Origin of the sequence: Nonomuraea sp. NPDC049141 (assembly GCF_040648415.1) — a bacterium.
Classification (GTDB): Bacteria; Actinomycetota; Actinomycetes; order Streptosporangiales; family Streptosporangiaceae; genus Nonomuraea.
Genome location: NZ_JBEZDR010000012.1, coordinates 215,888 through 242,542, shown reverse-complemented (window position 1 = coordinate 242,542; position 26,655 = coordinate 215,888). Strand labels below are relative to the sequence as shown.

At 69.7% G+C, this 26,655-nt stretch carries 24 protein-coding genes; 11 read left to right on the top strand and 13 right to left on the bottom strand.

Going from position 1 to position 26,655, the window contains the following annotated elements; genetic code table 11:
* The first annotated feature begins 1 nt into the window (after position 1).
* The 4 genes from AB0B91_RS34470 to AB0B91_RS34455 are packed head-to-tail and all read left to right on the top strand — an operon-like array spanning position 2 to position 5,288.
* Positions 2-1,861 carry a helix-turn-helix domain-containing protein gene (locus AB0B91_RS34470; protein WP_358328462.1) on the top strand — a complete coding sequence of 620 codons (1,860 nt, stop codon included), beginning with the start codon at positions 2-4 and terminating at the stop codon, positions 1,859-1,861.
* A gap of 30 nt (positions 1,862-1,891) precedes the next feature.
* Entirely contained in the window at positions 1,892-3,163 is a 1,272-nt protein-coding gene (locus AB0B91_RS34465; protein WP_358328459.1) for an MFS transporter, read from the top strand.
* The gene (locus tag AB0B91_RS34460) at positions 3,160-4,158 is read left to right on the top strand and encodes an alpha/beta hydrolase (RefSeq protein ID WP_358328457.1); all 999 of its coding nucleotides are present in this window, start codon (positions 3,160-3,162) and stop codon (positions 4,156-4,158) included. The genes AB0B91_RS34465 and AB0B91_RS34460 overlap by 4 nt, the downstream gene beginning before the upstream one ends.
* Positions 4,158-5,288, top strand: a complete 1,131-nt coding sequence (locus AB0B91_RS34455) for a tannase/feruloyl esterase family alpha/beta hydrolase (RefSeq protein ID WP_358328455.1) — start codon at positions 4,158-4,160, stop codon at positions 5,286-5,288. The genes AB0B91_RS34460 and AB0B91_RS34455 overlap by 1 nt, the downstream gene beginning before the upstream one ends.
* Here AB0B91_RS34455 and AB0B91_RS34450 read toward each other — a convergent pair.
* Together AB0B91_RS34450 and AB0B91_RS34445 are read right to left on the bottom strand one after the other, a co-directional pair.
* Positions 5,278-7,275, bottom strand: coding sequence for a glycosyltransferase family 2 protein (locus AB0B91_RS34450; protein ID WP_358328452.1), 1,998 nt, complete (start codon positions 7,273-7,275; stop codon positions 5,278-5,280). The two genes, AB0B91_RS34455 and AB0B91_RS34450, sit on opposite strands and share 11 nt — an antisense overlap.
* Before the next feature lie 70 nt (positions 7,276-7,345).
* Entirely contained in the window at positions 7,346-7,969 is a 624-nt protein-coding gene (locus tag AB0B91_RS34445) for a lytic transglycosylase domain-containing protein (protein WP_358328449.1), read from the bottom strand.
* A gap of 361 nt (positions 7,970-8,330) precedes the next feature.
* Here AB0B91_RS34445 and AB0B91_RS34440 point away from each other — a divergent pair, with 361 nt between their 5' ends.
* The 3 genes from AB0B91_RS34440 to AB0B91_RS34430 are packed head-to-tail and all read left to right on the top strand — an operon-like array spanning position 8,331 to position 10,919.
* On the top strand, positions 8,331-9,005 hold the full coding sequence (locus tag AB0B91_RS34440) for a response regulator transcription factor (protein ID WP_358328446.1): 675 nt from the start codon (positions 8,331-8,333) through the stop codon (positions 9,003-9,005).
* Complete coding sequence (locus AB0B91_RS34435; protein ID WP_358328442.1) at positions 9,002-10,414, top strand: HAMP domain-containing sensor histidine kinase; 1,413 nt, start codon at positions 9,002-9,004, stop codon at positions 10,412-10,414. The genes AB0B91_RS34440 and AB0B91_RS34435 overlap by 4 nt, the downstream gene beginning before the upstream one ends.
* Positions 10,407-10,919 carry a hypothetical protein gene (locus AB0B91_RS34430; RefSeq protein WP_358328439.1) on the top strand — a complete coding sequence of 171 codons (513 nt, stop codon included), beginning with the start codon at positions 10,407-10,409 and terminating at the stop codon, positions 10,917-10,919. The genes AB0B91_RS34435 and AB0B91_RS34430 overlap by 8 nt, the downstream gene beginning before the upstream one ends.
* 9 nt (positions 10,920-10,928) lie before the next feature.
* Here the strand turns inward: AB0B91_RS34430 and AB0B91_RS34425 are convergent, their stop codons facing one another.
* The 9 genes from AB0B91_RS34425 to AB0B91_RS34385 form a co-directional block, all read right to left on the bottom strand.
* Positions 10,929-12,248 carry a PhoH family protein gene (locus AB0B91_RS34425; protein WP_358328436.1) on the bottom strand — a complete coding sequence of 440 codons (1,320 nt, stop codon included), beginning with the start codon at positions 12,246-12,248 and terminating at the stop codon, positions 10,929-10,931.
* Between the two features lie 207 nt (positions 12,249-12,455).
* Positions 12,456-13,217 carry an isoprenyl transferase gene (locus AB0B91_RS34420; protein ID WP_358328433.1) on the bottom strand — a complete coding sequence of 254 codons (762 nt, stop codon included), beginning with the start codon at positions 13,215-13,217 and terminating at the stop codon, positions 12,456-12,458.
* An 82-nt stretch (positions 13,218-13,299) separates the two neighbouring features.
* Complete coding sequence (locus tag AB0B91_RS34415; protein WP_358328430.1) at positions 13,300-13,836, bottom strand: hypothetical protein; 537 nt, start codon at positions 13,834-13,836, stop codon at positions 13,300-13,302.
* A 19-nt stretch (positions 13,837-13,855) separates the two neighbouring features.
* Positions 13,856-14,689: an amidohydrolase family protein gene (locus AB0B91_RS34410; RefSeq protein ID WP_358328427.1), complete on the bottom strand. Its 834-nt coding sequence runs from the start codon at positions 14,687-14,689 to the stop codon at positions 13,856-13,858.
* 88 nt (positions 14,690-14,777) lie between these two features.
* On the bottom strand, positions 14,778-16,643 hold the full coding sequence (locus AB0B91_RS34405; RefSeq protein WP_358328425.1) for a phosphoenolpyruvate carboxykinase (GTP): 1,866 nt from the start codon (positions 16,641-16,643) through the stop codon (positions 14,778-14,780).
* A gap of 250 nt (positions 16,644-16,893) precedes the next feature.
* Positions 16,894-17,415 carry a hypothetical protein gene (locus AB0B91_RS34400; protein WP_358328423.1) on the bottom strand — a complete coding sequence of 174 codons (522 nt, stop codon included), beginning with the start codon at positions 17,413-17,415 and terminating at the stop codon, positions 16,894-16,896.
* 72 nt (positions 17,416-17,487) lie between these two features.
* On the bottom strand, positions 17,488-18,630 hold the full coding sequence (locus AB0B91_RS34395; RefSeq protein WP_358328422.1) for a C40 family peptidase: 1,143 nt from the start codon (positions 18,628-18,630) through the stop codon (positions 17,488-17,490).
* 137 nt (positions 18,631-18,767) lie between these two features.
* Positions 18,768-19,268, bottom strand: coding sequence for a transcription elongation factor GreA (greA, locus tag AB0B91_RS34390; RefSeq protein ID WP_219534083.1), 501 nt, complete (start codon positions 19,266-19,268; stop codon positions 18,768-18,770).
* A gap of 108 nt (positions 19,269-19,376) precedes the next feature.
* Positions 19,377-19,796, bottom strand: coding sequence for a DUF4307 domain-containing protein (locus AB0B91_RS34385; protein WP_358328419.1), 420 nt, complete (start codon positions 19,794-19,796; stop codon positions 19,377-19,379).
* 134 nt (positions 19,797-19,930) lie between these two features.
* On the opposite strand from AB0B91_RS34385, the gene mca reads away from it, so the two are divergent.
* The 3 genes from mca to AB0B91_RS34370 are packed head-to-tail and all read left to right on the top strand — an operon-like array spanning position 19,931 to position 21,308.
* Entirely contained in the window at positions 19,931-20,815 is an 885-nt protein-coding gene (gene mca / locus AB0B91_RS34380; RefSeq protein WP_358328416.1) for a mycothiol conjugate amidase Mca, read from the top strand.
* Positions 20,816-20,849: 34 nt separating this feature from the next.
* Positions 20,850-21,014: a hypothetical protein gene (locus AB0B91_RS34375; RefSeq protein WP_358328413.1), complete on the top strand. Its 165-nt coding sequence runs from the start codon at positions 20,850-20,852 to the stop codon at positions 21,012-21,014.
* Positions 21,015-21,308: a GNAT family N-acetyltransferase gene (locus AB0B91_RS34370; RefSeq protein ID WP_358328410.1), complete on the top strand. Its 294-nt coding sequence runs from the start codon at positions 21,015-21,017 to the stop codon at positions 21,306-21,308.
* Here AB0B91_RS34370 and AB0B91_RS34365 read toward each other — a convergent pair.
* Entirely contained in the window at positions 21,294-22,445 is a 1,152-nt protein-coding gene (locus AB0B91_RS34365; RefSeq protein ID WP_358328408.1) for a hypothetical protein, read from the bottom strand. The two genes, AB0B91_RS34370 and AB0B91_RS34365, sit on opposite strands and share 15 nt — an antisense overlap.
* Positions 22,446-22,541: 96 nt before the next feature.
* Between AB0B91_RS34365 and AB0B91_RS34360 the strand changes: the two genes are divergently transcribed.
* Entirely contained in the window at positions 22,542-24,506 is a 1,965-nt protein-coding gene (locus AB0B91_RS34360) for a thioredoxin domain-containing protein (protein WP_358328406.1), read from the top strand.
* On the opposite strand, the gene AB0B91_RS34355 is transcribed toward AB0B91_RS34360, so the two are convergent.
* Positions 24,492-26,555, bottom strand: a complete 2,064-nt coding sequence (locus AB0B91_RS34355; RefSeq protein WP_358328403.1) for a transglycosylase domain-containing protein — start codon at positions 26,553-26,555, stop codon at positions 24,492-24,494. The two genes, AB0B91_RS34360 and AB0B91_RS34355, sit on opposite strands and share 15 nt — an antisense overlap.
* Between the last annotated feature and the right edge of the window lie 100 nt (positions 26,556-26,655).

Here is a 26,655-nt window from a genome sequence, read left to right as displayed (position 1 = left end):
AATGAGCAGGCGCTTTCTGGAACTGTTGGCCCGGGAGGCGTCGGCGGTCGAGTTCGAGGGGCCGATCATCCAGGCCAGGGCCGCGGGCGCCGACGCGGCGACGGTCGAGGAGCTGGAGCTGGCCAAGGTCGACGCGCTCAAGGTGCGCGCGCTGCTGAAACGCCGGGCCAGGCGCGAGGCCGAGCTGTCGGCGCTCTACGACACCGCCAACGACCTGGCCGCGCTGCGCGACCTCGACGCGGTGCTGGAGGCGATCGTGCACCGCGCCAGGCAGTTGCTCGCGACCGACACCGCCTACCTCACACTGCACGATCCCGCCCGCGGCGACACGTACATGCAGGTGACGGACGGTTCGATCTCGGCCAAGTTCCGGGCGCTCCGGCTGGCCATGGGCGCGGGGCTGGGCGGGCTGGTCGCGCAGAGCGCCACGCCGTACGCGACCGCCGACTACTTCGCCGACGCCCGTTTCCACCACAAGAACCACATCGACGAAGCCGTCACCGAGGAAGGGCTGGTCGCGATCCTCGGCGTGCCGCTGCGGCTGGGGCAGCGGGTGATCGGCGTGCTGTTCGCCGCCAACCGCAGCGCCAGGCCGTTCCTGCAGGAGGAGGTGTCGCTGCTGGCGAGCCTGGCGGCGCACGCGGCCGTCGCGATCGACAACGCCAGGCTGCTCCAGGAGACCAGGAACGCCCTCGAAGAGCTGTCCACCGCGCACCGCACGGTCAGGGAGCACGGCCAGGCCGTCGAACGCGCCGCGCTGGCCCACGACCGGATGACCTCGCTGGTGCTGCGGGGCGGCGGCATCGAGGACGTGGCCGCCGTGGTGACCGACGTGCTCGGCGGTTCGCTGGCCGTACTCGACGACCTGGGCCGGCCGATCACCGGAGACGTCGGCGAGCTGGATCCGGGCGTGTTCGAGGCCGCGCAGGCGTCCAGGGCGCTGGGCCGTACCGTGCGACGAGCGGATCTGCTGATCGCGTCGGTGGACGTCGGCGGCGAGCCGCTGTGCACGCTGATCCTGCGCAGCGACGACGCCGACGAGCGCATCCTGGAGCGGGCGGCGCTGGTCTGCGCGCTGCTGTTGCTGTTCCGCCGGAGCGTGGCCGAGGCGGAGGGGCGGGTGCGGGGCGAGCTGCTCGATGACCTGATCTCCCGACCCGGCTCTCCTGGGCTGGCCGACCGGGCGCGCCGGCTGGGCGTGGACCTGACCGCGCCGCACGTCATGGTGGTGGTCCGGCATGAGGGGCAGCGCGAGCGGGCCGCGTTCTGGGCGTCGTCGCAGGCGGCCGTACGCCATGGGCTGGCAGCCGGGCGGGCCGGAGAGGTCGTCCTGCTGCTGCCCGGCGGCGACGCGGGCGCCATCGCGCAGCGTGTCGCGGCCGAGCTGAGCGCGTCCCTGCACACCCCCGCCACGGCCGGGGCGTCGCGCAAGAGCGACGTCGCCGCGGCCTACCAGGAGGCGCGGCGCTGCGCGGAGGCGCTCATCGCGCTGGGCCGGACGGGTGACGGCGCGAGTGCGAGCGAGCTCGGCTTCGTCGGCCTGCTGATCGGCGACGTCCGCGACGTGCCCGGCTACGTCGGGTCGGTGCTCGGGCCGGTGGTCGAGTACGACGCCCGCAGGGGCACCGTGCTGGCCGACACGCTGACCGCCTATTTCGGCTCGGGCGGCTCGCCCTCCCGTACGGCCGACGCCATGCACATCCACGTCAACACCGTCACCCAGCGGCTCGACCGCATCGGCAAGCTCCTGGGCGACGGCTGGCTGGAGCCGGAGCGAGCGCTGGAGATCCAGCTCGCGCTCCGCCTGCACCGGCTCGGCCACACATCCCCACGACAGACTGTGGGCCCCGACGCCATATGAGTGACGCCGGTCACTCCCTAGCGTGACGGCATGGCCACTTCCATCAAGAAGATCGTCGCCGCGAGCCTGATCGGCACCACCATCGAGTGGTACGACTTCTTCCTGTACGGCTCGGCAGCCGCTCTCGTCTTCAACAAGCTCTTCTTCCCCAACGAGGACCCCCTGACCGGGACGCTTCTCGCGTTCCTCACCTACGCCGTCGGGTTCGTCGCCCGTCCGCTCGGCGGCCTGATCTTCGGCCACTTCGGCGACCGGCTCGGCCGCAAGCGACTGCTGGTGGTCAGCCTGCTGCTGATGGGCGCCGCCACGTTCCTGATCGGCTGCCTGCCGACGTACGCGGGCGTGGGCGCCGCCGCGCCGCTGCTGCTGACCCTGCTCCGGCTGGTGCAGGGCTTCGCGCTGGGCGGCGAGTGGGGCGGCGCGGTGCTGATCGTCTCCGAGCACGGCGACGCGGCGCGGCGCGGCTTCTGGGCCTCCTGGCCGCAGGCGGGCGCGCCGGGCGGCAACCTGCTGGCGACCGGCGTGCTGGCGATACTGGCCGCCTGGCAGTCGGACGAGGCGTTCCTGGCATGGGGCTGGCGGGTGCCGTTCCTGCTGTCGGGCGTGCTGGTGCTGATCGGCCTGTGGATCCGGCTGTCGATCACCGAGTCGCCGGTGTTCCAGCAGGCCGAGCCGGAGGAGACGGCGCCGATCATCGGCGTGCTGCGCCACCACTGGCGGGACGTCGTCACCGCGATCGGCGCCCGGCTGGCGGAGAACATCTCCTTCTACCTGCTCACGGTCTTCGTCATCACCTACGCGAAGGCCAACAAGATCGAGAACTCCACCGTGCTCAACGCCGTGCTGATCGCCTCGGCCATCCACTTCGTCACGATCCCCATGTGGGGCGCGCTGTCGGACCGGATCGGCCGCCGCCCGATGTACCTGGCCGGGGCGGCCGGCATCGGGCTGTGGATCTTCGCGTTCTTCCCGCTCGTCAACACCGGCAACTTCCTGGCCATCACCCTCGCCGTCACCGTGGGCCTGCTCTTCCACGGCATGATGTACGGCCCGCAGGCGGCCTTCTTCGCCGAGCTGTTCGGCACCAGAATGCGCTACACCGGGGTGTCGATCGGCGCCCAGCTGTCGGCGATCGTGGCCGGGGCACTGGCCCCGATCATCGCGGTCGCGCTGCTGAAGAGCTACGGCAGCAGCCTGCCGATCTCCATCTACCTCGGCCTGGCGGCCGTCCTCACCCTGGTCGCGGTCTTCGCCGCCAGGGAGACCCAGGGCCGCGATCTGGCCGAGAAGGTGCGCGTATGAAGGTCACCACGCCGAGGCTCACCCAGCACGTCCTGACCGTGGACGGCAGGGAGACCGGCGAGCCCGTGCTGTTCGTCCACGGCAATGTCTCGTCGAGCGCGTTCTGGCGGGACACCATGGCCGCCCTGCCCGAGGCGTACCGGCCGCTCGCGGTGGACCTGCGCGGGTTCGGCGGGACCGACGCCGAGCCCGTGGACGCCACGCGGGGCCTGCGCGACTACTCCGACGACCTGATCGAGCTGGTCGACCGGCTGGGCCTGGAGCGGGTCCACCTGGTCGGCTGGAGCATGGGCGGCGGCATCGTCCTGCAGCTGCTGCGCGACCGTCCCGCGATGGTCGGGAGCGTCACGCTGGTGAACCCCGTCTCCCCGTACGGCTTCGGCGGCACGGAGGGCGCGGACGGCAGGCTCACCCACCCGGACGGCACGGGAGCAGGTGCCGGGGGCGCCAATCCGGACTTCGTGTCCCGCCTGAAGGCGGGCGACATGTCGGACGAATCCCCGACGTCGCCTCGCTCGGTGTTCCGGGCCACATACGTGAAGAATCCGGTGCCCGATGAGGACTTCTACCTCCGCTCCATGCTCACCACCCGGGTCGGCGAGGCCCATTACCCGGGCGACCCCGTCGGGTCGGCGCGGTGGCCGGGCGTGGCGCCGGGCAAGCACGGCGTGCTCAACGCCTTGGCCCCCACCCACTTCCGGATCGACGACCTGCACGAGATCGACCCCAAGCCGCCCATCCTGTGGATCAGGGGCGCCGACGACGTGATCGTCTCCGACACCTCGCTGTTCGACCTGGCCCACCTCGGCGCCCTGGGCGTGGTGCCCGGCTCGCCCGGCACCACCGCGCAGCCCATGGTGACCCAGACCAGGGTCGTGCTCGACCGCTACGGCCGCTATCGGGAGGCCGTGCTCGACGAGTGCGGCCACAGCCCGCACCTGGAGCGACCCGCCGACTTCCAGCGCCTGCTGGCCGACCATCTCGCGGAGTCCTGATGATCGTCGCGTTAACCCTGGTGGCGAGCCTGCTGACCCCCGGCCAGGGCCCGACGGTGCCCGGCGCCGAGTACACGGTCAGCGCCCGCCTGGACGACCTGACCACCGCGGGCACCGTCGGGACGGGTCACACCGACCCGGCTGACTGGGCCGGGCTGCACTCGGCGGCCACCGTCAACCCCACCGGCGTCCCCGGCGTCCAGATCGACGGCTACTTCCCCGACACCTCGGCCACCAACACCAACCACGGCTGGAACCACGACTCCCAGTTCGTCATCAGGCTCCCCGAGAACTGGAACGGCGGCCTGGTCGTCACCGGCACCCCGGGCAACAGGGAGCAGTACGCCAACGACTTCACGATCTCCGACTGGGTGCTGTCGAAGGGCTACGCGTTCGCCGCCACGGACAAGGGCAACACCGGCCCGCAGTTCCACACCGACGGCCGCCGCCCCGGAGACGCGATCGCCGAGTGGAACGAGCGCGTCACCCAGCTGACGGTCGCGGCCAAGGCCGTGGTCAGGCAGCGGTACGGCCGGCCGCCCCGGCGCACGTTCATGGCCGGCATCTCCAACGGCGGCTACCTCGTCCGCTGGCAACTGGAGAACCGCGGCCACCTGTACGACGGCGGCGTCGACTGGGAGGGCACGCTCTGGCGGGTCAAGGGCGACAACCTGCTCAACTTCCTGCCCCAGGCGCTGAAGGGGTCTCCGGAACAGGCGGGCTTCGCCGCGGGCTCGGAGTTCCTGTGGCCCTTCCACCGGCAGTACTACTGGGAGCTCACCCAGCAGCTCTACCAGAAGGAGCTCGACCCGTCGTACGAGGGCGCCCCGGCGGACTACGACTACGACGCGCGCAAGCCGTACGCGGCCGTCGCCAAGATCGCGCTGACCGGCCGGATCACCAAGCCGCTCATCACCATCCACGGCACGCTCGACTCACTGCTGCCGATCTCCCGCGACTCCGACATCTACGCAAAGATGGTCGGCCCGCACCGGCCGTTCCGCTACCACCGGGTCGAGGGCGGCAACCACCTCGACGGTCTGGTGGACGTCTACCCCGGCAAGCTGAAGCCGCTCCTGCCGGTCTTCAGGGACTCCTTCACGGAGCTGGAGGACTGGGTCAGTCCCTGAGGTAGCGATGCTTGCCCGCGCGCGCCAGACGCACCATGTGCCGCGCGCCGGGCAGGCGGCGGCCGAGCCGGTGCAGCAGTGTGTCCCCGCCCATCGGCGAGCGCCGCTCGGGATCCATGGCGGCCGACGGCCGCACCTCGATCCTGCCCCTGCGTACTTCCAGCCCGAACCGCAGCCCGGTCTCGTCGTCGGCGGTGCGCAGCGAGGAGAGCCAGGCGCCGGGGCCGAGGCTGTCCTTGCCCGGCAGCATCCGCTTGACCGGCACCTTGGCCACCAGCTGGCCGGCGATCTTGCCCGGCACCCCCGGCTCGACCAGCGCGGGCGCGGACACCTCTCGTGGCCGGCGCGAGGTGTTGCGCAGCACCAGCTCCAGCGCGGGGCCGCCGCTCGGCGGCACGTACGGCACGGGCAGCACGACGTACAGGTGCCCCTCCTGCCGCCTGATGGTCACGCCCGGCGACACCAGCGCGATCGACTCCGAGAACGAGCGCGGCTCGATGGCAAGCCCGAGCTCGCCCGCGTCGCTCCAGCAGGGCAGCACCAGGCGCATCCTGGGCTGCTGGGCGAGCACGCCGAGGCAGTTGAGCGGGCCGTCCGGGCGGCGGACCCGGCTCCTGGCCTGGTGCGCGCCGCCGAACATGCGGACGTGCACCTCCCACTGGCCGGCCTTGAGCGGCTCGCCGAGCGCCGCCGCGGTCACGTCGACCCTGGCCTCGCCGACGATCTGGATCCGGACGTGGCGGCGCCCGTCCGGGACCCGTTCGACCCGGTAGGCGACCGGCAGGTAGTGGATGACGCCCGTCTCGCTGTGCCGTACGTACACCTCCATGCGGGCGCGCTCGACGGCGCCGGTGACGTCCGTGACGCTGTCGGGCAGCAGCTTGGCGTCGACCGAGCGGGGCGGCTGCCACAGCAGGCGCTCACCGCTCGTACGGAACCTGGCCGGCCCCCCGTCGCCGCCCAGGACCTCCACGGAGAGCTCGAGCACCAGAACCTGCGCGTCCCAGCGGACCTCGCTCAGGTCCGCGCGCAGCCCGGCCCGCTTGGAGGAGTTGGCCAGGACGACGAGCTGATCCAGCCGCCCGGCGCGGACGAAGGCGGCCACGACCCGCAGCTGGACGGGCAGGTACTGGTCGAGGCGCTCGGGGAAGCTGTCGAGCACGAGCTGCCTGATCAGCCTGAAGTGCATGCCCCGGTCCACGGACGAGGCGGCGAAGCGGCTGGTCAGCAGCGGCTTGAGCACGGTGGAGCGGAACCAGTGGCCGTACATGCGGTCACGCTGGCGGCCGTCGCCCACGTAGGCGTCGATGGCGGCCAGCAGCGTCCGGAGCTCGGCCACGGCGGTGCGCGGGTCCTCCGCCGCCTCGTCGCGCTCGCCGATGTGGCAGCAGATCTGGTCGGCCAGCACGGCGACGACCTTGGCCTGCAGGTAGGCCCGGACCGAGAACGCCTGCTCGGCCACCTGCCCGCCGGGCACGGGGAAGCCCAGCTCGTGCTCCTCCAGGAAGGCGCGGCGGTAGAGCTTGTGCGGCGTGAGCAGGCTGAGCAGCCGGTCGCGCAGCAGGTCGGCGCGTCCCCGGTTGCGGACGAACGCGGTCACCGGCGGCCCCGTGTCCCGCACCAGGCGGCCGACCAGGACGTCGGCGTCGGTCTCGACGGCCCGTTCGTACATGCTGAGCAGCGCGTCGCGCTCCAGCCGGTCGCCCTGCTCCATCAGGTAGACGTAGTCGCCCTTGGCGGCGGCCATGCCGACGTTGCGTCCCCGCATCGGTGAGCCGGTGTGCGGAAGGTGCAGCACGCGGACGTTCCTGCGGACGGCGGCGACCGTGTCGAGTCGCTCCGCGATCCCGTCCATGGAGCCGTCGTCCACGAAGATCACTTCATAGTCGTCCGAGGGCATGCTCTGCTCCAAGACGGAGCGGATGCACGCGTCCGCACGGCTTCCCGGGTTGTGGACACTGACGATCACACTGACCTTCACACCCATGCGGACAGGGTGCGCCGGGCTGTCTCATCGGGCGTGGCGGCTTGCCGATTGCAGAGGGAAAGATGGGCTGTTAATACCATCCCGTGGACTGCGAGTGCCCCCAGGCGCCGCAGGGCGTGCCGTAGCGGCCCTTGATATAGCCGAGACCCCATTTGATCTGGGTGGCGGCGTTGGTCTGCCAGTCACCGCCCGCGCTGGCCATCTTGCTGCCGGGCAGGGACTGCGGGATGCCGTAGGCGCCGGAGTAGCGGTTCATCGCCCGCTCGTTCCAGCCGCTCTCCTTCTGCCAGAGCCGCTCCAGGCAGCCCCACTGGTCGCTGCCGAAGCCGGCTCCGGACAGCATCTGCTTGGCGACGGCCTTGTTGCTGCCCGGCGAGGGGTCGCTGCCCGGCGGGAAGTTGGCGGGCGGGAACCCGTCGCCGCCCGGACCCTTCTTCTTGACCTCGATCCAGTCGAAGTCGGCCTTGGTGTTCTTACGGCCTTCCTTGAGCTTCTTCGCCTGGTACGCCTTGACTCCCGCCTCCTTGAGCGCGTCGCTGGCGGGGTCGGGCGCGTAGAGGTCGCCGCTGGCGATCCGGCCGAAGTCCTCCGCCGAGATCGGCGTGGGCGGGGTGTTGGCGTTCTGGATCGCTCGGTAGGCGACGAAACCACCGCCACCACAGACGATCACGACGGACAACCCGATGACCGCCACGCGCTTCACCTTCTGCGCGGACGAACGGGCCGGTCGGCGTGCCGAGCGGGAGGTTTCCGACGCGGGACGCTCACTCAACTGCGGACCAGGGCTCACGACCCATGAGCTTGCCCTGTCATGGGGGGTGGTCCGCAACCGAAACGGGACATCTGGTTGGCGCCGCATTTACTAACAGGCTGGTTGGCGGCCAGTTTCCCGAAACATGTGATTTTCCTCACATCACCGGCCCGCCCCTCGGGCGCCCGTAACCGAAGGGAGGGCCGCTTTAAGCGTGCCCGTCGTTGTTTGTAGTCCTGTGCGCGCCATGTCACAGTTTCATGACGGAACGCAAGGACAGTCGGCATGGAAGAATAATGTTCGCGTGGCTGGCATCCTCCTCGTCGAAGACGATCCCTCCGTCCGCACTGCTCTGGAGCTGGCGCTGACCAGGCAGGGGCACTCCGTCACGTCTTACGCGACCGGCGAGGAAGCGCTCGACCACATCAGGTCCCGCCGTCCCGAGATCGCCATCCTCGACGTCATGCTGCCCGGCATCGACGGGGTCGAGGTGTGCCGGCGCATCCGCCGGCTCGACCAGCTCCCGGTCATCCTGCTCACCGCGCGCGGCGACGACCTCGACGTGGTGGTCGGGCTGGAGGCGGGCGCCGACGACTACGTGGTCAAGCCGGTCGAGCCGCGGGTCCTGGACGCGCGCATCCGCGCCATCCTGCGCCGGGCCGAGTCCTCCGCCTCCGACCGGATCTCGTTCGGCGACCTCATGATCGACCGGGGCGCGCTGAAGGTCACGCTGGCCAGCAAGGAGATCCACCTGACCCCGACCGAGCTGCGGCTGCTGCTGGAGCTCGTCCGGCATCCCGGCCAGGTGCTCAACCGCCGCTACCTGCTGCGGGCCGTCTGGGACCACACCCACGTGGCCGACTCGCGGCTGGTCGACGCCTGCGTGCAGCGGGTACGCGCGAAAATCGAGCCGAAGCCCGCGGAGCCGGTGTTCATCCACACCGTGCGCGGGTTCGGCTACCGGTTCAGCCCTCCGTGATACCGCTGCCCACCGGGCTGCGCGCGCGCCTGGTCATCACGTTCACCCTGGTCGCCGTCACCGCCTCCTTCCTCGTCGCGACCATCGGCTTCGAGCTGGCCAAGTCGGCGCTCGTCAAGCGGGCCGAGGACACCTCCATCGACCTGGTGACCAGGGAACTGGGCCGCATCACCTTCCCGGTAGGCACGCTCAGGCAGGGCGAGGCCCCGCCCACCACCAAGAACCTGGAGAACGTCGCCCAGTCACTCAACGGACCCGGCCGCAGCGTCGTGGTCGAGTACAAGAACCTGACCTACGCCGAGGGCCCGCTCAACATGAACGACGTGCCCAACGAGCTGTACGGCCGGGCCAAGCGGAACGTCGTCACCCAGCGCAAGCTCATCCACGACGAGCTCTGGCTCGTCGTCGGCGCCGAGGTCTACCGCGAGACCAGCACCGAACCCGAGGCCACCGGTCTGCGGGCCTTCGTGTTCTTCCCGCTGCGCGACGACGAGCGCGAGCTGGCCACGCTGAAGGGCAAGCTCACCCAGGGCGGCGTGGTCATCCTGCTGATCGCCCTGGTCGTGGCCCTGCTGTCGGCCAGGCAGGTGCTGCTGCCCGTCAGGCGGCTCAGCGCCGCCGCGCAGGCGCTCGGCCAGGGCCGCCTCGACACGCGCCTGCCCGTGCACGGTCAGGACGAGCTGGCCGAGCTCACCTCCAGGTTCAACGACGCGGCGGCGGCGCTGGAGCTCAGCGTGTCGGAGCTGCGCTCGCTGGAGGCGCTGTCGCGCCGCTTCGTCGCCGACGTCTCGCATGAGCTGCGCACCCCGCTCACCGCGATGACCGCCGTGGCCGACATGCTCTCGGAGGAGGCCGAGCGCCTGCCCAGCGCGCCCGCGGAGGCGGTACGCCTGGTGCTGCGGGAGATCGAGCGGCTGCGCGGGCTGGTCGAGCACCTCATCGAGATCAGCCGCTTCGACGCGGGCACCGCGACGCTCAACCTGGAGCCGGTCAACGTGGCCGACGCCATCCTCGACTGCCTGGAGGTACGCGGCTGGGGCGAGCAGGTGGAGGTCGCCGCCTCCCACGTGCTGACGGTCAACCTCGACCCCAGGAGGTTCGACGTCATCGTGGCCAACCTCGTCGGCAACGCGCTCAAGCACGGGCTGCCCCCCGTGGTGGTCACCGCCAGGGCCACGAAGAACGGGCTGGAGGTCAAGGTACGCGACCACGGCAAGGGCATCCCGGCCGAGGCGATGGCCCACGTCTTCGACCGCTTCTTCAAGGCCGGCGCGGGCCGGGCGCGCAGCCAGGGCAGCGGTCTCGGCCTGGCCATCGCGCGGGCCAACGTGCACCTGCACGGCGGCACGATCTCGGTGCGCCGGCAGGATCCGGGCACGCTCTTCACGGTCTGGCTGCCCCATGGCTGACCGTCGCGCCCTCGCCGCCGCCCTCCTCACCCTCCTGACGGTGGCCGCCTGCGGCATCTCCCCCACAGACGTCGAGGTACGGGCCACGCCGCCGGTCATCGAGGTGCCGCCGCCCTCGAAGACGATCTACCTGCTCAAGAACGGCAAGCTGACGCTGGAGCCGGCCGACGTCGACTCCGACACGGTCAGCAGCCTGCTCACCGCCCTGTTCGACGCCTCCGGCCTGCCGCTGGGCGACCGGGACACCGCCCTGCGCGGCTTCACCTTCGAGCGCATCGAGGACTCGCTCAACCCCATTCAGCGCGACGAGGTCCAACTGCCGCGGACCTCGACGCTGACCGTCTTCGTCAGGGGCGAGGGCACGCTCAGCAGGCTGGCCAAGGCCCAGATCGTCTGTACGGCCCAGCAGGACGCGGCGTTCGAGCAGGTCAAGATCATCCACGTATACCCGGAGAACCGCCCCTCCAAGACGGAGGGACGGTTCATCTGCGGCGAACTGAAGTGATCCGTCGAGCTAGAGGGTGATGTCCTCCAGCATCTCCGTCACCAGCGCGGCGATCGGGGACCGCTCCGACCTGGTCAGCGTGACGTGCGCGAACAGCGGATGGCCCTTCAGCTTCTCCACCACCGCCACCACGCCGTCGTGCCTGCCGACCCGCAGGTTGTCACGCTGGGCGATGTCGTGGGTGAGCACCACCCGGGAGTTGGCGCCGATCCTGCTCAGCACGGTCAGCAGCACCCCGCGCTCCAGCGACTGGGCCTCGTCCACGATCACGAACGCGTCGTGCAGCGAGCGGCCGCGGATGTGCGTGAGCGGCAGCACCTCCAGCATGCCGCGGTCGAGCACCTCCTCGATCACCTCGGGAGAGCTGATCGCTCCCAGGGTGTCGAAGACCGCCTGCGCCCACGGCCCCATCTTCTCGCCCTCGGAGCCGGGCAGGTAGCCGAGCTCCTGGCCGCCCACGGCGTACAGCGGGCGGAAGACGACCACCTTGCGGTGCTGACGGCGCTCCAGCACGGCCTCCAGGCCCGCGCAGAGTGCCAGCGCCGACTTGCCGGTGCCCGCGCGCCCGCCCAGCGAGACGATCCCGATCTCCGGGTCCATCAGCAGGTCGAGCGCGATGCGCTGCTCCGCGGACCGGCCGTGCAGGCCGAACACCTCCCGGTCCCCACGCACCAGCCGTACCGACTTGTCCGGCAGCACGCGGCCGAGGGCCGAGCCCTTGGCCGACAGCATCCGCAGGCCGGTGTGCGTCGGCAGGTCTCTGGCCTCCGCCAGGTCGGCCGTGCCGTGCTCGAAGAGCGTCCCCACGTCGTCCGTGGTCACCTGGACCTCGGCCATCCCGGTCCAGCCCGACTCCACGACCAGCTCGGCGCGGTACTCCTCGGCCGCCAGGCCGATCGAGGCGGCCTTGACCCGCATGGGCAGGTCCTTGGAGACCAGCACGACATCGCAGCCTTCGGCGGCGAGCGAGCGCGCCACGGTCAGGATGCGGGTGTCGTTGTCACCTAGTCGGAATCCGACCGGCAGGATGGATGGATCGCTGTGGTTGAGCTCAACCCTGATCGTGCCGTCTCCCGTCGGCATCGGCTCGTCCAGCCGGCCGTACTGAACTCGCAGATCGTCGAGGTAGCGCAGGGCTTTCCTGGCGAAGTAGCCGAGTTCGGGGTGGTGTCGCTTGCCCTCCAGTTCGGTGATCACCACGATTGGGAGGACCACGTCGTGCTCCGCGAACCGGGTCGTGGCCGCCGGGTCCGCTAGCAGGACAGATGTGTCCAGCACGTACGTGCGCTTGGCCGGGTTGGTCGAAGGGTTGCTCGAGGACACTGCCACACGTTCTCCCCCGGGCGCCCATACGAGCGGGCACCCTGCAGACGAGGTGGGAACCGGACCGGACCCGCGTCCCCGACCACAACATGCCGGCGGCGCCGGATTCCGGCCCCCCGCGGCAGATAGTGGTGCAAAGGCGGGCCCTCTCCGGAGTGTCCGGCCTGTGACCGGACACTTCTCACGTTACGTACTGGATACCCAGATGTCCCGTCAGGAACCGTAACGTCGATGCCTCGCGGCGTAGTCGCGCAGCGCCCGCAGGAAATCCACCCTGCGGAAGTCAGGCCAGTACGCCTCATGGAAGTAGAACTCGGAATGAGCGCTCTGCCACAGCATGAAGCCCGACAGGCGCTGCTCGCCTGAAGTCCGGATGAGGAGGTCCGGGTCGGGTTGGCCGCGAGTGTAGAGATGCTCCGCGATGTGCTCGACATCGAGTACCTCGACGAGGTCCTCGATGCTCGCACCCTTGCTGGCGTGCTCCTGGAGGAGTGAGCGCACCGCATCGGCAATCTCACGCCTTCCTCCATACCCAACTGCAACGTTCACAATCAGGCCGGGACGGTGTGATGTGACTTCTTTTGCATTTTTCAGGACATTCGCCGTCCTGTCGGGCAGCAGGTCCAGCGCTCCGACCGGGCTGATCCGCCAGCCCGACTCCACCAGCTCCTGGGTCACGTCCTCGATGATGCGCAGCAGCGGCTCCAGCTCTTCGGCCGGCCGGTTGAGGTTGTCGTTGGACAGCATCCAGATGGTGACCACCTCGACGCCGGTCTCGCGGCACCAGGTGACCAGCTCGGCTATCTTGTCGGCACCCTTACGGTGCCCGCTGGCCACGTCGCGCATCCCCATGGCCCGCGCCCACCGCCGGTTGCCATCGATGATGACCCCGACGTGCCGGGGGACGCTGTCCTTCGACAGCTTGGTCTCCAGCCGGTGCTCGTACAGCCGGTAGACCAGATCGCGCAGGCCCACGGAGTCCTCCCCATCGGTGCCGTGCCTATGGTCGAATGACCCAACAGGCAATTATCACCGCGTTTCACCCCAGCCTGCTCCCTCAACCGGATTCCCGGGGCCCTTCTCCGCCGCCGAGGCAGTCCTCCACCTCGTCGACCAGTCCGTGCACGAACGCGGCCAACTCGGACGATGTCAGAACCGCCCGCATCCCGACTCCGCTGGAGCCCCAGGCTTCCACGAAGGCCCTCCGCGTCACGCGCCACTCACGCTTGCCGGGAAGCCAGATGGGGATCGTCCTGAGCTGGCAGCGTAGCTCCCCGCCGGTCATCGCGCCGGACCTCGCGCGATATTGGAACGAGAACAACTCGCTCCCGCCCTCGCCCACCGGGAATCTGTCGTCGGGATCCGGCCACTTGCCCGCTTCGCCGGGTCCCGCCGGACCCTGCCCCTCGCGTGCCCGGCTCACCCCGAGCGCCAGCCGCGCCAGCAGCCAGCCGCACCTCTCGCCGACGATCCCGTACGGGGTGCCGTCGCGGCGGAGCTCCAGAGTGATCTCGTACGGCGTGCCGACGCTGTCCATGCACGGGATGGGCGTGACGGTCAGGTACGAACCGTCGACACAGCGAAGTCCTCCCATGTCCAGAGAGTATCCGTCGTCAAACTCGGTCAAACCCGTAGAAATACCTAGCTGTGTCACCAAATACCCGGTCCTTGTCGGTACCGCCGAGCAGGGCCGTGGCCACCTCCCAGACCGTCCGGTAGTCGGCCGCCAGCAGGGCGACGGGCCAGTCGCTGCCGTACATCAGCCGCTCGGGCCCGAACGTCTCGACCGCGTGCTCGACGTAGGGCCTGAGGTCCTCCACGGTCCAGGCGCGGTGGTCGGCCTCGGTGACCAGCCCCGAGACCTTGGCGTACACGTTGGGGCAGGCGGCGGCACGGGTGAGCTGGGCGGCCCACGGCTCCCACTCGTGGTCCTTGATCCGCGGCTTGGACAGGTGGTCGATGACGATCTTCAGGCTCGGATGGCGTTCGGCGAGCGTGACCACGTGGTCGAGGTGCCGTGGCAGCAGCGACGGCACGTCGAGCGTCAGCCCGGCCTCGGCCAGCAGTCCGAGCGACTCCAGCACGGTGTCCTGGACCACCCAGTCGGGGTCGGGTTCGTCGTGGATGAGATGGCGGACACCGGCAAACTTCGGATGTCTCCGGTAGCGGCCGATGGCCTCCGCCGCCTCCTCCGGCCGGTCCAGCGGCACCCAGCCGACGACGGCGGCGATGAAGTCGTGCGCGTCGGCCTGGGCCAGCATGGCGTCGGTGTCGTCGTAGGAGTTGGCGGCCTGGACCAGGACCGTGGCCTCGATGCCGGTGGCGTCGAGCTCCGGCCGCAGATCGTCCGGGGCGTAGGTGCGGTAGAGCGGGCCGAGGTCGGGGGTCAGCCAGGTGTACCAGCCGGTGTCGACATTCCAGAAATGCTGGTGCGCATCAACCATCATCCGACAAAACCTAGGATGTCTGGATATACCAGAGCAAGAGGTCGCGCCGACCGTGACGAAGACGGCCGGCGCGGTCGGTGCCGGTGGATCAGCTCAGGCGGTCGAGCAGATCGTTGTACTCCTCCCACAGCTCCTTGGGCAGGTGCGAGCCGAACGTGTCGAAGTGCGCCGGGATCAGCGCCGCCTCCTCCCGCCACACCTCGCGGTCGACCGAGAGCAGCGTGCGCAGGTCCTCTTCCGGCAGGTCCAGGCCCTCGACGTCGAGCCCCTCCGGCAGCAGGCCGATCGGGGTGGGCACGGCCTTGGCCTCGCCGTTGAGCCGGTCCACGATCCACTTGAGCACGCGGCTGTTCTCGCCGAAGCCGGGCCAGATGAACTTGCCGTCGGCGTTCTTGCGGAACCAGTTCACGTAGTAGATGCGCGGCAGCTTGGCGTTCTTGCGGCGGCCGATCTCCAGCCAGTGGGCGAAGTAGTCGCCCATGTTGTAGCCGCAGAACGGCAGCATCGCGAACGGGTCGTAGCGCAGCTCGCCGACCTTGCCCTCGGCGGCGGCGGTCTTCTCGGAGGCGACGTTGGCTCCGAGGAAGACGCCGTGTTCCCAGCTCAGCGATTCGGTGACCAGCGGCACCGCGGTGGCGCGCCGGCCGCCGAACAGGATCGCCGAGATGGGCACGCCCTTGGGGTCCTGCCATTCGGGGGCGATGGTCGGGCACTGGGCGGCGGGTGTGGTGAAGCGCGCGTTCGGATGGGCGGCGGGCTCATCGGACTCCGGCGTCCACGAGCGGCCCTTCCAGTCGGTCAGGTGCGCGGGGGGCTCGGCGGTGAGCCCCTCCCACCACACGTCGCCGTCGTCGGTCAGCGCGACGTTGGTGAAGATGCTGTTGCCCCAGAGCGTCTTGACCGCGTTGGCGTTGGTGACCTCGCCGGTGCCGGGCGCGACGCCGAAGAAGCCGGCCTCGGGGTTGATGGCGTAGAGGCGGCCGTCGTCGCCGAACCGCATCCAGGCGATGTCGTCACCGACCGTCTCGACTTTCCAGCCGGGGATCGTCGGCTGGAGCATGGCGAGGTTGGTCTTGCCACAGGCGCTCGGGAAGGCGGCCGCGATGTAGCGGGTCTCGCCGGAGGGCGGGGTCAGCTTGAGGATGAGCATGTGCTCGGCCAGCCAGCCCTCGTCGCGGGCCATGACGCTGGCGATGCGCAGGGCGTAGCACTTCTTGCCGAGCAGCGCGTTGCCGCCGTAGCCGGACCCGTAGGACCAGATCTCGCGGGTCTCCGGGAAGTGGCTGATGTACTTGGTCGAGCTGCACGGCCACGGCACGTCCTCCTGGCCGGGCGCCAGCGGCGCGCCGACGGAGTGGACGCACTTGACGAACTCACTCTGCTCATGGTCGCGCTTGCTGCGGCCTCCGTTGGCTCGTTCCTCGCTCTCTCCGGCCTTTCGCGCCGCTCCGCGCTCCTCGATCAGGCGCAGCGCCCGCTCCCCCATCCGCGTCATGACCCGCATCGACACGGCCACGTACGCCGAGTCGGTGATCTCGACGCCGAGCTGGGAGATCTCGCCGCCCAGCGGGCCCATGCAGAACGGCACGACGTACATGGTCCGGCCGCGCATGCTGCCCTTGAACAGCTCGCCGAACGTCCGGCGCATCTCGGCGGGCGCGACCCAGTTGTTCGTCGGCCCGGCGTCCTCCGAGCGCTCGGAGCAGATGAACGTCCGGTCCTCCACCCGGGCCACGTCGGTCGGGTCGGACTTGGCGTAGAAACTGTTGGGCCGCTGGGCCAGGCGCGTGAACGTGCCCTGCTCGACGAGCAGGTTGGTCAGGCGCGTCCACTCCTCCTCCGAGCCATCGCACCACTCGATCCGGTCGGGCTGGGTCAATGCGGCGATCTGGTTCACCCAGGCGACCAATTCGGCATTGCTCGTCGGGGCGGGTACTTCCACGGAAACGGACACGGCTACGGCTCCTCCACTCTTCAGGCCCAAACATCATTCACGACGACGGCGGCGAAAAGCCAATTGGCATAGACCTATGCCTGGATTCCACCGTCGCCGCAGGCTGCGGCCTTGATGATTGGGGGAGCCTACCCCGGCGAAGCGGTTTCAAAAGAAATCGACTCGCCCACCGTCCCGGCGAATGCGGCTGGTCTAAACCAATTTCGCAAGTGGTTTAGTCCATTCGCCGGGGAGTTTCTCCTGCGCACTCTCAGGAATTGACGTCCGGCCCTGCGGAGCGAACTCGGTCGACGTGTTGCAACGCGTCTCGCAATTCGGACAGCCAGGTGTCGGTGTTCTTTCCGACGAGTCGTACGCACCAGGCCAGCGCGTCGCTGCGGCTCCGGGCCACGCCGGCGGCGACGAGCGTGTCGAGCACCTGGCGTTCCTGCTGCCGCAGGCGGGTCATGACGGGCACGGAAAGAGTGGTGAACATCACAGTCGCATCACCGCAGACGACGCCCCAGGAGACCTTCTGCCCGAATCGCCGTTCGGCCTCCTTGGCGATCTCGATGCGGCGCTCGCGGGTCTCTTCCCTGAACCGCCCGATGAGCCCCTCGATCAGGGCCGCCCTCTCAGTGTCCGATCCCTCGAAGTCGGGCTCCGGCAGCGTGCCGAGCACCGCGATCTCCTCGCGGTCTCTGACGATCTCCGGCGCTCCGGTGAACCATCCCTCGGGCAGCCGCCCGGTGAACCAGCCCTTGATCGGGGCCGTTGCTTCATCAGTTGCCATGTAATCACAATTACATGGTTGCGCGGAAAAAGCACGTGCCGAAGGAGGGTCTCTTTCGCGGTAAAGCTTTCGTCAGCGAACGCGCGCCGCGAGCGCCGGGCTGACCCGGACGATTCCGGCCAGGTTCCGGGTGTTGATCGGGGCGATCTTGACCACGTCGCCGGTGCGCGGGGCCACCACCATCTTGCCGCCGCCCCAGTAGATCGCCACATGCGAGATGTAGCCGGGATTGGTCGGGTCGAGGCGCCAGAAGATCAGGTCGCCCGGCTGGATCTGGGCGAGCGGCACCTGCGGCCCCGCCAGCCACTGCTGGTGCGTCACCCGCGGCACGCGCACCCCCGCCTGCGCGAAGGCCCACTGGACCAGGCCCGAGCAGTCGAAGGTGTCAGGGCCTTCCGCGCCCCACACGTACGGCCTGCCCAGCTTGGAGGCGGCGGCCCTGAGCGCGACGGTGATCTGCTCGCCGCTCATGAACGAGCCGGCCGCATAGGTGCGGACCTTGGCCTGCGCCGGGGGCAGCACCGGGTTGACCATGGCCACCTGCGTGCCCTTGCCCAGCACCTTGAGCAGGGCCTTGCGCAGCTTGTCGGAGTTGGTCTTCGGCGCGCTCACGATCAGCGCGTTGTCGTGCGGCAGGCCGAGCGTCCGCCCGACCTCGCGGGAGACGACGGCGTCGACCGCCCCGAAACCGGTCGTGGCGTAGGCCCCGATGCGCAGCGACCCCGCGGGCCCGCTCACCCGGCTGTGCAGGCTCAGCCCGCCGTCGTTGCCGAGCACGAACGAGACCGCCACGTCACCGGCGGCCACGTTGTTCCACAGCGCGTCGGAGGCCGCCGTCACCTTGGGGGTGTAGGCGCGGAAGGTCGAGGGGTCGACCGCCAGGGTCTGCACCCGCTTCCCGTCGAGCGTGATCGAGGCGGCGTCGGCCAGCTCCAGCGCGGTCACCCCGCTCACCCGCGCGACCTTGCGCAGCAGTTCGTTGGTCAGCGGCTTGCGGGTGACCACGAAGAGGTTGGGCTTGTGTAACTGGCCCAGCGGCTTCACCGGCTGCGGGGTGTTGCCCTGCTTGTTCTCCTCGGCCGCCAGGGTCTTCTGGGGCTCCGGACGATGCTGCTGCTGCCGCACGGCGGCCGCGGGCTGCTGGCCGGCCGCCTGCCGTTCGCTCGCCTGCACCAGCAGCATCAGGTCGGCGGTCAGCACCGCGACGAGCGACACCACGATGAACGGGACCAGCTTGTGGTGGTCACGCCGCTTCCTGGAGCGGACCAGGAAGCTGAGGTCCTGCCGAATACCGGAGGAACGCGAAAAATCCGCCGGGCCGACGTTGGCCCGGCGGGTCGTCTCTTCTGAAGTCAGTTGCCGATGTACGGAACGGCCTCGAGGATCTCGACGGTGTTCTGGCGACCGTTGGGCATGGAATAGGTCGCCTTCTCGCCGATCTTCTTACCATTGATCGCCGCCCCAAGGGGCGATTTCGGCGAATACACGTCGATCGGGGCTCCGCTCTCCTCCCGGGAAGCGAGCAGGAAGGTCACCTCGTCGTCGTCACGGACGAACCGGATCGTCACGGTCATGCCGGGGCCGACGACCCCTTCGGTCTTCGGTGCCTCTCCCACCTTGGCGTTGTCGATGATCTGCCGGAGGTGGAAGATGCGGGCCTCCATCTTGCCCTGCTCATCCTTGGCCGCGTGATAGCCGCCGTTCTCCTTCAGGTCACCTTCCTCACGGGCGGCCTCGATCTTCTTGGCGATGTCGACGCGCCCTGGGCCCGAGAGGTATTCGTACTCCGCCTTGAGACGGTCGTACGCCTCCTGCGTCAGCCATGTGACGTTCTCATCGCGAGAGTCGGCCACGGGTTCTCCTTGCTTGCCTAGGGGGCCCTGAGATCACTCGAGGTTGCGTACGGTTGAATTGCGAAAGGCTAACAACTCAACAGCTCGAACGCTTCCTCAAACGTCTCATTATACGAGATTGCAGTACTGGATGTGGACGGATGCGGCCTGGGCACTCGTGTCCAAGCGCTCTTTGAGCTGCTTACTACCCGCACCGGCCGGAATTCTTACTTCCCTGCTGCCCACTTCTGCGTGGTTGACATCGACTGCCCTGATACGGCATATGGCCGCCCGGTCGTCCGGCTTGCTCACCTCGAAGATGATCTCGGCCTCGTTCGGACGGTCTACCACGAACGACACCACCTGCGGGACGGCCCCGGTGTTGCCGCCGGTCATCGACCACATCACGTAGCCCCAGCCACCTGCGATGATGGCCACCAGCACGCCGATGACGACGTGCACGACGAAACGGCCCCGTCGCTCGGGACGGTCGGGGAAGTCGTCGGGTGTGCCGAGAACTGGACGGTTCTCGACATCTTCGGTGGCCATGGCGGAATCTCCCTGCACTCCCTCAGCGTTATCCGAGACAATTGTCGCCCGAGGGGGTCACGCCCTCGCGACCGCCCAGCAGAACCTAACCTGTCTGGGCAAGTGATCGGTCCAACTGAGGAGACATCGAGCCCGTGAGTGCACCGTTGAGGCTGATGGCCGTCCACGCCCATCCTGACGACGAGTCGAGCAAGGGCGCCGCCACCATGGCGCGCTACGTCCGCGAAGGCGTGGAAGTGCTGGTCTGTACGCTCACCGGCGGTGAGCGCGGCTCGGTGCTCAACCCCAAGATGGACCGGCCGGAGATCGTCGACAACATCGGCGAGGTCCGCAAGGCCGAGATGGCCCGCGCGCGCGAGATCCTCGGCGTCCGGCAGGAGTTCATGGGCTTCGTCGACTCCGGGCTGCCGGAGAGCGAGGAGGAGGAGCTGCCCGAGGGCTGCTTCGCGCTGCAGAAGCTCGAAGACGCCTCCGCGCCCCTTGTCGCCGCGGTGCGTGAGTTCAGGCCGCACGTGATCCTGACCTACGACGACGACGGCGGCTACCCGCACCCCGACCACATCATGACGAACAAGGTCTCCGTGGAGGCGTTCGAGGCGGCCGGCGACCCCGACCGCTACCCGGGCACGGGCGACCCGTGGCAGCCGCTGAAGCTTTACTACCAGATGGGCTTCACCAAGGAGCGGTTCGAGGCGCTGCACGAGGCGATGACCACGCGCGGCATGGGCTCCCCCTACTCCGACTGGATCTCCCGCTGGGAGGACCGGCCCGCCAAGTGGCCGGTGACGACCCGGGTGCCCTGCGGCGACTACTTCGAGCTGCGGGACGAGGCGCTGCTCGCGCACGCCACCCAGGTGGATCCCGACGGCTTCTGGTTCGTCTGCCCGCGTGACCTCCAGCGCGAGATCTGGCCGACCGAGGACTATCACCTGGCGCGCTCGCTGGTCGACACCGAGCTGCCGGAGGACGATCTGTTCACGGGCATCCACGCAGAAGAGGTCTCCCCCGCCTGCCACTGACCGGAGCATGACCCCTCGGTGGCAGACTGAAGGGGTGACAACTCTCGTAGCGGGTGATGTGAGTCCGGGCCTGCTCGGCTTCGTCGTCGTCGCCCTCATCGGTGTCGCCCTGTACATCCTGATCAAATCGATGAACAAGCAGATGTCGAAGATCCAGGTACCCAGGGCGGCCGATATCGACGACAAGAAGGCCGAATAGATGCCGGTCGAAATAGTCGACAACACCGAGCACAGCCGGTTCGAGATCCTCGTGGACGGCACGGTCGCCGGGTTCGCCGACTACCGGCTGCTGCCCACGAAGATCGTCTTCACGCACACCGAGGTGCGGCCCGAGTACGAGGGCCAGGGCCTGGCCGGCAAGCTGGTCGGGCACGCGCTCGACGCGAGCAGGGACACCGGCCTGCGAGTGGTGCCGCTCTGCCCTTACGTGGCCAAGTACATCGAGCGTCATCCCCCGTACAAGGACCTGGTCGACGACTCAGTCGGAGGGTGACCAGGCGCGTTCGAGCGCCTTCGGCAGCCCCCACCAGCCCAGCGGGGTGAGCACCTCCTCGGTGTCGACGATGCCCAGGTAGCCCCACAGGCTCACCACCGGCACGAACAGGCGCTCGGTGGCGTCGAGGTCGTCGGCGTCCTGGTCGTCGATGTCGATGTCCTCCGACTCGGCGATGAGGCGGGCCAGCCGCTCGGGCGAGGCGAGCACTCCGGGACCGAGCCTGGTCAGGGCCGCCACCGCGGCCAGCCAGTCGGCGTGCTGGATGGCGCAGAGGTTGGCCAGCACGGAGTCCTCGTGACTGAGGTCGCCGTCGAGGTCCGCGAACTCCTCCAGGCTGTCTCCGGCCTCCGACAGATCGGCGATGGGCCCGGCGATGCCGGCCGCCACCGACAGCCAGAGCTCACCGTCGTCGTCGGGCATCGGCCGGTCGTCGAGCCCGGCGCAGGCCCGCAGCACGTTCGCCGGATAGCCGGGCAGGCCGATCAGCTCGCGCAGCCGCATCCCGGCCCGCCGCAGCTCGACGGCGGGCAGCTCGGGCGGCTTGGGCAGCTCGGCGACGATCCGCCGCAGCTCGGCCAGCGCGAACGCCTCCTCCTCGTCCCAGGCCGCGAACAGCTCCTCGTCCTGCTCGTCACTGACCGCGAACCCGGGCACCCGGCCGTCGGGCTGCGGCGCGCTCAGCCAGCGTTCCTGCAGGTCCTCGTACGTTCTGCGGGCCTCAGGATCGCCCACGACCAGCGCGTCGGGGTCGATCTCACCCGCGCTGACGCGTTCCTCCAGATACGCCACGAGCAGCGAGAACATCTCCTCGGCCACCGGCCCGCGCTCGTCCTCCTCCGGCCAGACGAAGTAGCCGGGCGTCATCAGCATCGGCTCGGTGCCGGTCGACTCGACCCAGCGCTGCACGTCGCCGACCGTGGCGGCGCCCGATTCGATCATGCCGAGCGTCGACCGGGCCGAGTCCCAGAACGCCAGCGAGAGCGGGTTGCCCGCGGCCATCAACGAGCGCCGCAGGTCGGGCAGCGCCACCAGCGCCACCCCTGAGGGCACGGCGAGCAGCGCGCGGGCCACATCCCTGCGGGTGAGGGCGGCGGCGGGGCGCCCCGCATGCGTGCACACGAAGTCCAGATCCACGCTCCGTAACCTACGCCCCCGCCGTCCCCACCACACGTGTTGCCGCCCACCCCGTGTCCGCCGGGCGTGGTCGTAGAGTGCACAAGGGAGGACCTGATGAACCGCTTGAAGGACGCGACGAGCCCTTATCTGCTGCAACACGCGGACAACCCCGTCGATTGGCACCCCTGGGGCGAGGAGGCCTTCGCCGAGGCACGCCGGCGCGATGTGCCGCTGCTGATCAGCGTTGGTTACTCAGCGTGTCACTGGTGTCACGTAATGGCACACGAAAGCTTCGAGGACGCCGGCACCGCGCGGCTGATGAACGAGCACTTCGTCAACGTCAAAGTGGACCGCGAGGAGCGGCCCGACGTCGACGCCGTCTACATGACCGCCACCCAGGCCATGATCCACCAGGGCGGCTGGCCGATGACGGTGTTCGCGACGCCTGAGGGTCACCCGTTCTACTGCGGCACCTACTTCCCGCGAGCCCAGTTCCAGCGGCTGCTGCGAGGCGTGCACGACGCGTGGACCGGCGACCGGGCGACCGTGACGGAGCAGGGGTCGAAGGTGGTCGAGGCGCTCAACGCGCACACGACGCTGCCCAGCGGGCCGCTGCCCGGCGAGGAGACGCTGGCGCTGGCCGTGGCGAACCTGCGGGAGTCGTTCGACAAGGAGCGCGGCGGGTTCGGCGGGGCGCCCAAGTTCCCGCCGTCGATGGTGCTGGAGTTCCTGCTGCGCTCCGGGGAGAGCGAGATGAGCGGCCGCACACTGGACGCGATGGCGCGCGGCGGGATGTACGACCAGCTCGGCGGCGGTTTCGCCCGCTACAGCGTCGACGCGGGCTGGGTGGTGCCGCACTTCGAGAAGATGCTGTACGACAACGCGCTGCTGCTGCGCGTCTACACGCACTGGTGGAAGGCGAGCCGGGAGCCCCTCGCCCGGCGGGTCGCCCTGGAGACGGCCGACTGGCTGCTGCGCGAGATGCGCACCGCGGAGGGCGGCTTCGCCTCGGCGCTCGACGCCGACAGCGAGGGCGAGGAGGGCAGGTTCTACGTCTGGACGCCGGAGCAGCTGGGCGAGGTGCTCGGCGACGACGACGGGGAATGGGCCACCCGGCTCTTCGAGGTGCGGGGCACGTTCGAGCACGGCACGTCCGTGCTGCAACTGCTCGCCGACCCGGACGACGCCGCGCGGTTCGACGACGTCCGGGCCCGGCTGCTCGCCGCCCGGGGCGGGCGGGGCCGCCCGGGACGTGACGACAAGGTCGTGGCCTCGTGGAACGGGCTGGTCATCGCCGCGCTGGCCGAGACCGGCACGGTGTTCGACCGGCCGGACCTGGTGGACGCCGCCCGGCAGGCGGCGGAGCTGCTCGAAGACGTGCACATGGACGGCGGCAGGCTGCTGCGGACCTCACGCGACGGACGCGCCGGCCGCAACGCCGGCGTGCTGGAGGACTACGCGAACCTGGCCGAGGGGCTGATCGCCCTCTACGGCGTGACCGGCGAGACGCGCTGGCACCGGCTGGCGGGCTCGCTGCTCGACACCGTGCTCGACCGGTTCGGCGACGACGTGGGCGGGTTCTACGACACGGCCGACGACGCCGAACGCCTGTTCCAGCGACCGCAGGATCCCACCGACAACGCGACCCCGTCCGGGCAGTACGCGGCGGCCGGGGCGCTGCTCGCCTACTCGGCGCTGACCGGGTCCACGCGGCACCGTGAGGCCGCCTACGCGGCGCTGGGCACGGTGTCCGTGCTGGCCACCGGGCACGCGAGGTTCGCCGGCTGGGGACTGGCCGTGGCGCGGGCGGCGCTCGACGGTCCGGTCGAGGTGGCGGTCGTCGGGCCGCCGGACGACCCGCGTACGCGGGCGCTGCACCGCGAGGCGCTGCTGGCGGACGTTCCCGGCCTGGTCGTCGCGCTGGGAGACGGCGAGGGAGCGCCGCCGGACGGCCCCGCGCTGCTGGAGGGCCGCGGGACGGTCGGCGGATCCCCTGCCGCGTACGTGTGCCGGGACTTCACCTGCCGGATGCCCGTCACCACCCCCGAGGAGCTGCGGGCCGAGCTAGCCGATCGGTGACCGGCCGTCGTTCCCGTCGGGCCCGGCCGTGGGAACGGCCGGGTCGCCGGTGGGCTGGCCGGTGTCGTTCTGCTGCGGCGGATCCTGGGTCTCGGGCTCCTGCGTGGTGGGCGCCTCCGTGACCGACGGCTCGGGGGTGTCGGGGGTGGGCGTGGCCCACGGGTCGGACTGCTGGGTCTGCGGCGTGTCCTGCGGCGTGTCCTGCTGCTGGTCGGGCCGGCCCCATTCGGAGCCGTAGCCGTAGTCGGACGGCTCCGGGAACTCCATGACGGGCTTGTTCGCCATGGCCTCGGTCATGAACGCCCGCCAAACCTGCGCGGGCAGCTGGCCACCGAACTGCACCCCGTAGCCGGGGATCTCGACCGGCTTGTTGTCGTCGCGGAACATGTCGACCGCGACGGCGAGCTGCGGCGTGAAGCCGTTGAACCAGACCGCCTTGGAGCTGTCCGTGGTGCCGGTCTTGCCGGCCACCGGGCGGTCGTACAGCCTGGCCGCGGTGCCCGTGCCGTACTTGACGACCTGCTGCATGGCGTACGTGGTGTCGGCGGCGGCCTGCTCGCTGACCACCTGGGTCGAGGTGGGATCGACCACGTTCTTCTTGCTGTTGGGGCGGGCCACCGACTTCACGACGTGCGCCTCCATGTGGACGCCGCCGTTGGCGAAGGTGGAGAAGCCGGAGGCGTTCTGCACGGCGCTCACCGAGGCGACGCCGAGCGGGAACGTGGCGGCCGACTCGTGCTGCTTGAGCTGCGCCTCCGGGATGCCGGCCGCCTCCGCGGTGGCGGCCACCTTGTCGAGGCCGACCTTCTGGCCGAGGTCGACGAACGCGGTGTTGACGGAGTTCTGGGTGGCGCTGATCAGGTTGATCTCGCCGTACGAGCGGTCGCTGTCGTTCGGGATGGGCTTGGTGGCTGAGGCCACGCGCATCGGCGAGTTGCCGTTGACCCGGGTGGACAGGTCGAAGCCGTTGTTGAGCGCGGCGGCCAGCGTGTACGGCTTGAAGGTGGAGCCGGCCATCACCTTGGCCGAGAAGGCGTTGTCGTACTCGGAGCGGTCGGGACGGCCACCGTAGAAGGCGACCACCTCGCCGGTGGCCGGATCGACGGCGGCCAGCCCGGTGCGCACCTTCTTGGGCGTCGCTTCGGGCAGCGTGTTCTTGACCGCGCTCTCGGCCGCCTGCATGAGCTTCTTGTCGAACGTGGTGACGACCCTGAGCCCGCCGCCGTTGATGTCCTCGTCGGTGTAGCCGCGCCGGTTCAGCTCGGCGGTGACCTGGTCGAGCATGTACTGGGCCTGGCCCTTGAGCTCGAAAGGCCGCTTCGGCGCCTTGAGCGGCGGGAACGTCTGGGCGGCGGCCTGCTCGGCGGTGAGCGAGCCGGTCTGGCGCATGGCGTCGATCACGGCCCGCCAGCGAGCCTCGGCGGCGGCGAGATCGGCGCCCTTGGGGTCGGCGAAGCGGCTGGGCTGCTGGATCACCGCGGCCAGGTAGGCGCCCTCGGCCACGCTCAGCTTGTCGACGTTCTTGCCGAAGTACGCCTGCGCGGCCGCCTGGACACCGTTGGCGCCGCGGCCGAAGTAGATCGTGTTGAGGTACTGCTCAAGGACCCAGTCCTTGGACTTGGACTGGTCCACCTTGATGGAGATCATGATCTCCTTGAACTTGCGGGCGATGGACCGCTCCTGGCTGAGACCGCTGTAGTAGTTGCGGACCAGCTGCTGGGTGATCGTCGAGCCGCCCTGGAGCTGCTGCCCGGAGACGGTGGACCACACGGCGCGCACGGTGCCCTTGACGGAGACGCCGCCGTCCTCGTAGAACGAGCGGTTCTCGGCCGCTATCACCGCGTCGCGTACGTGCTGGGGCACCTTGGCCAGCGGCACGGTCCTGCGGTCGATGCCCTTCTTCGCGAGCACGGTCTTGCCGTCGCGGTAGTAGATCACCGACCCCTGGGCCGTGGCCTCTTTCTGCGTGCTGTCGGGGATCGGGGTCATCGCCCACGCGACGGCGAACAGGCCTATGGCCACGACGATCCCGGCGCCGAATACGATCAACAGGCGTCGAAGGATCCGGCGCTTCCCCATGCCTTTCTCACCACCACTCCGCACCCACGACCCCCGATCACACCCCCGTTAGCTGGGAGAATGTCAAGGC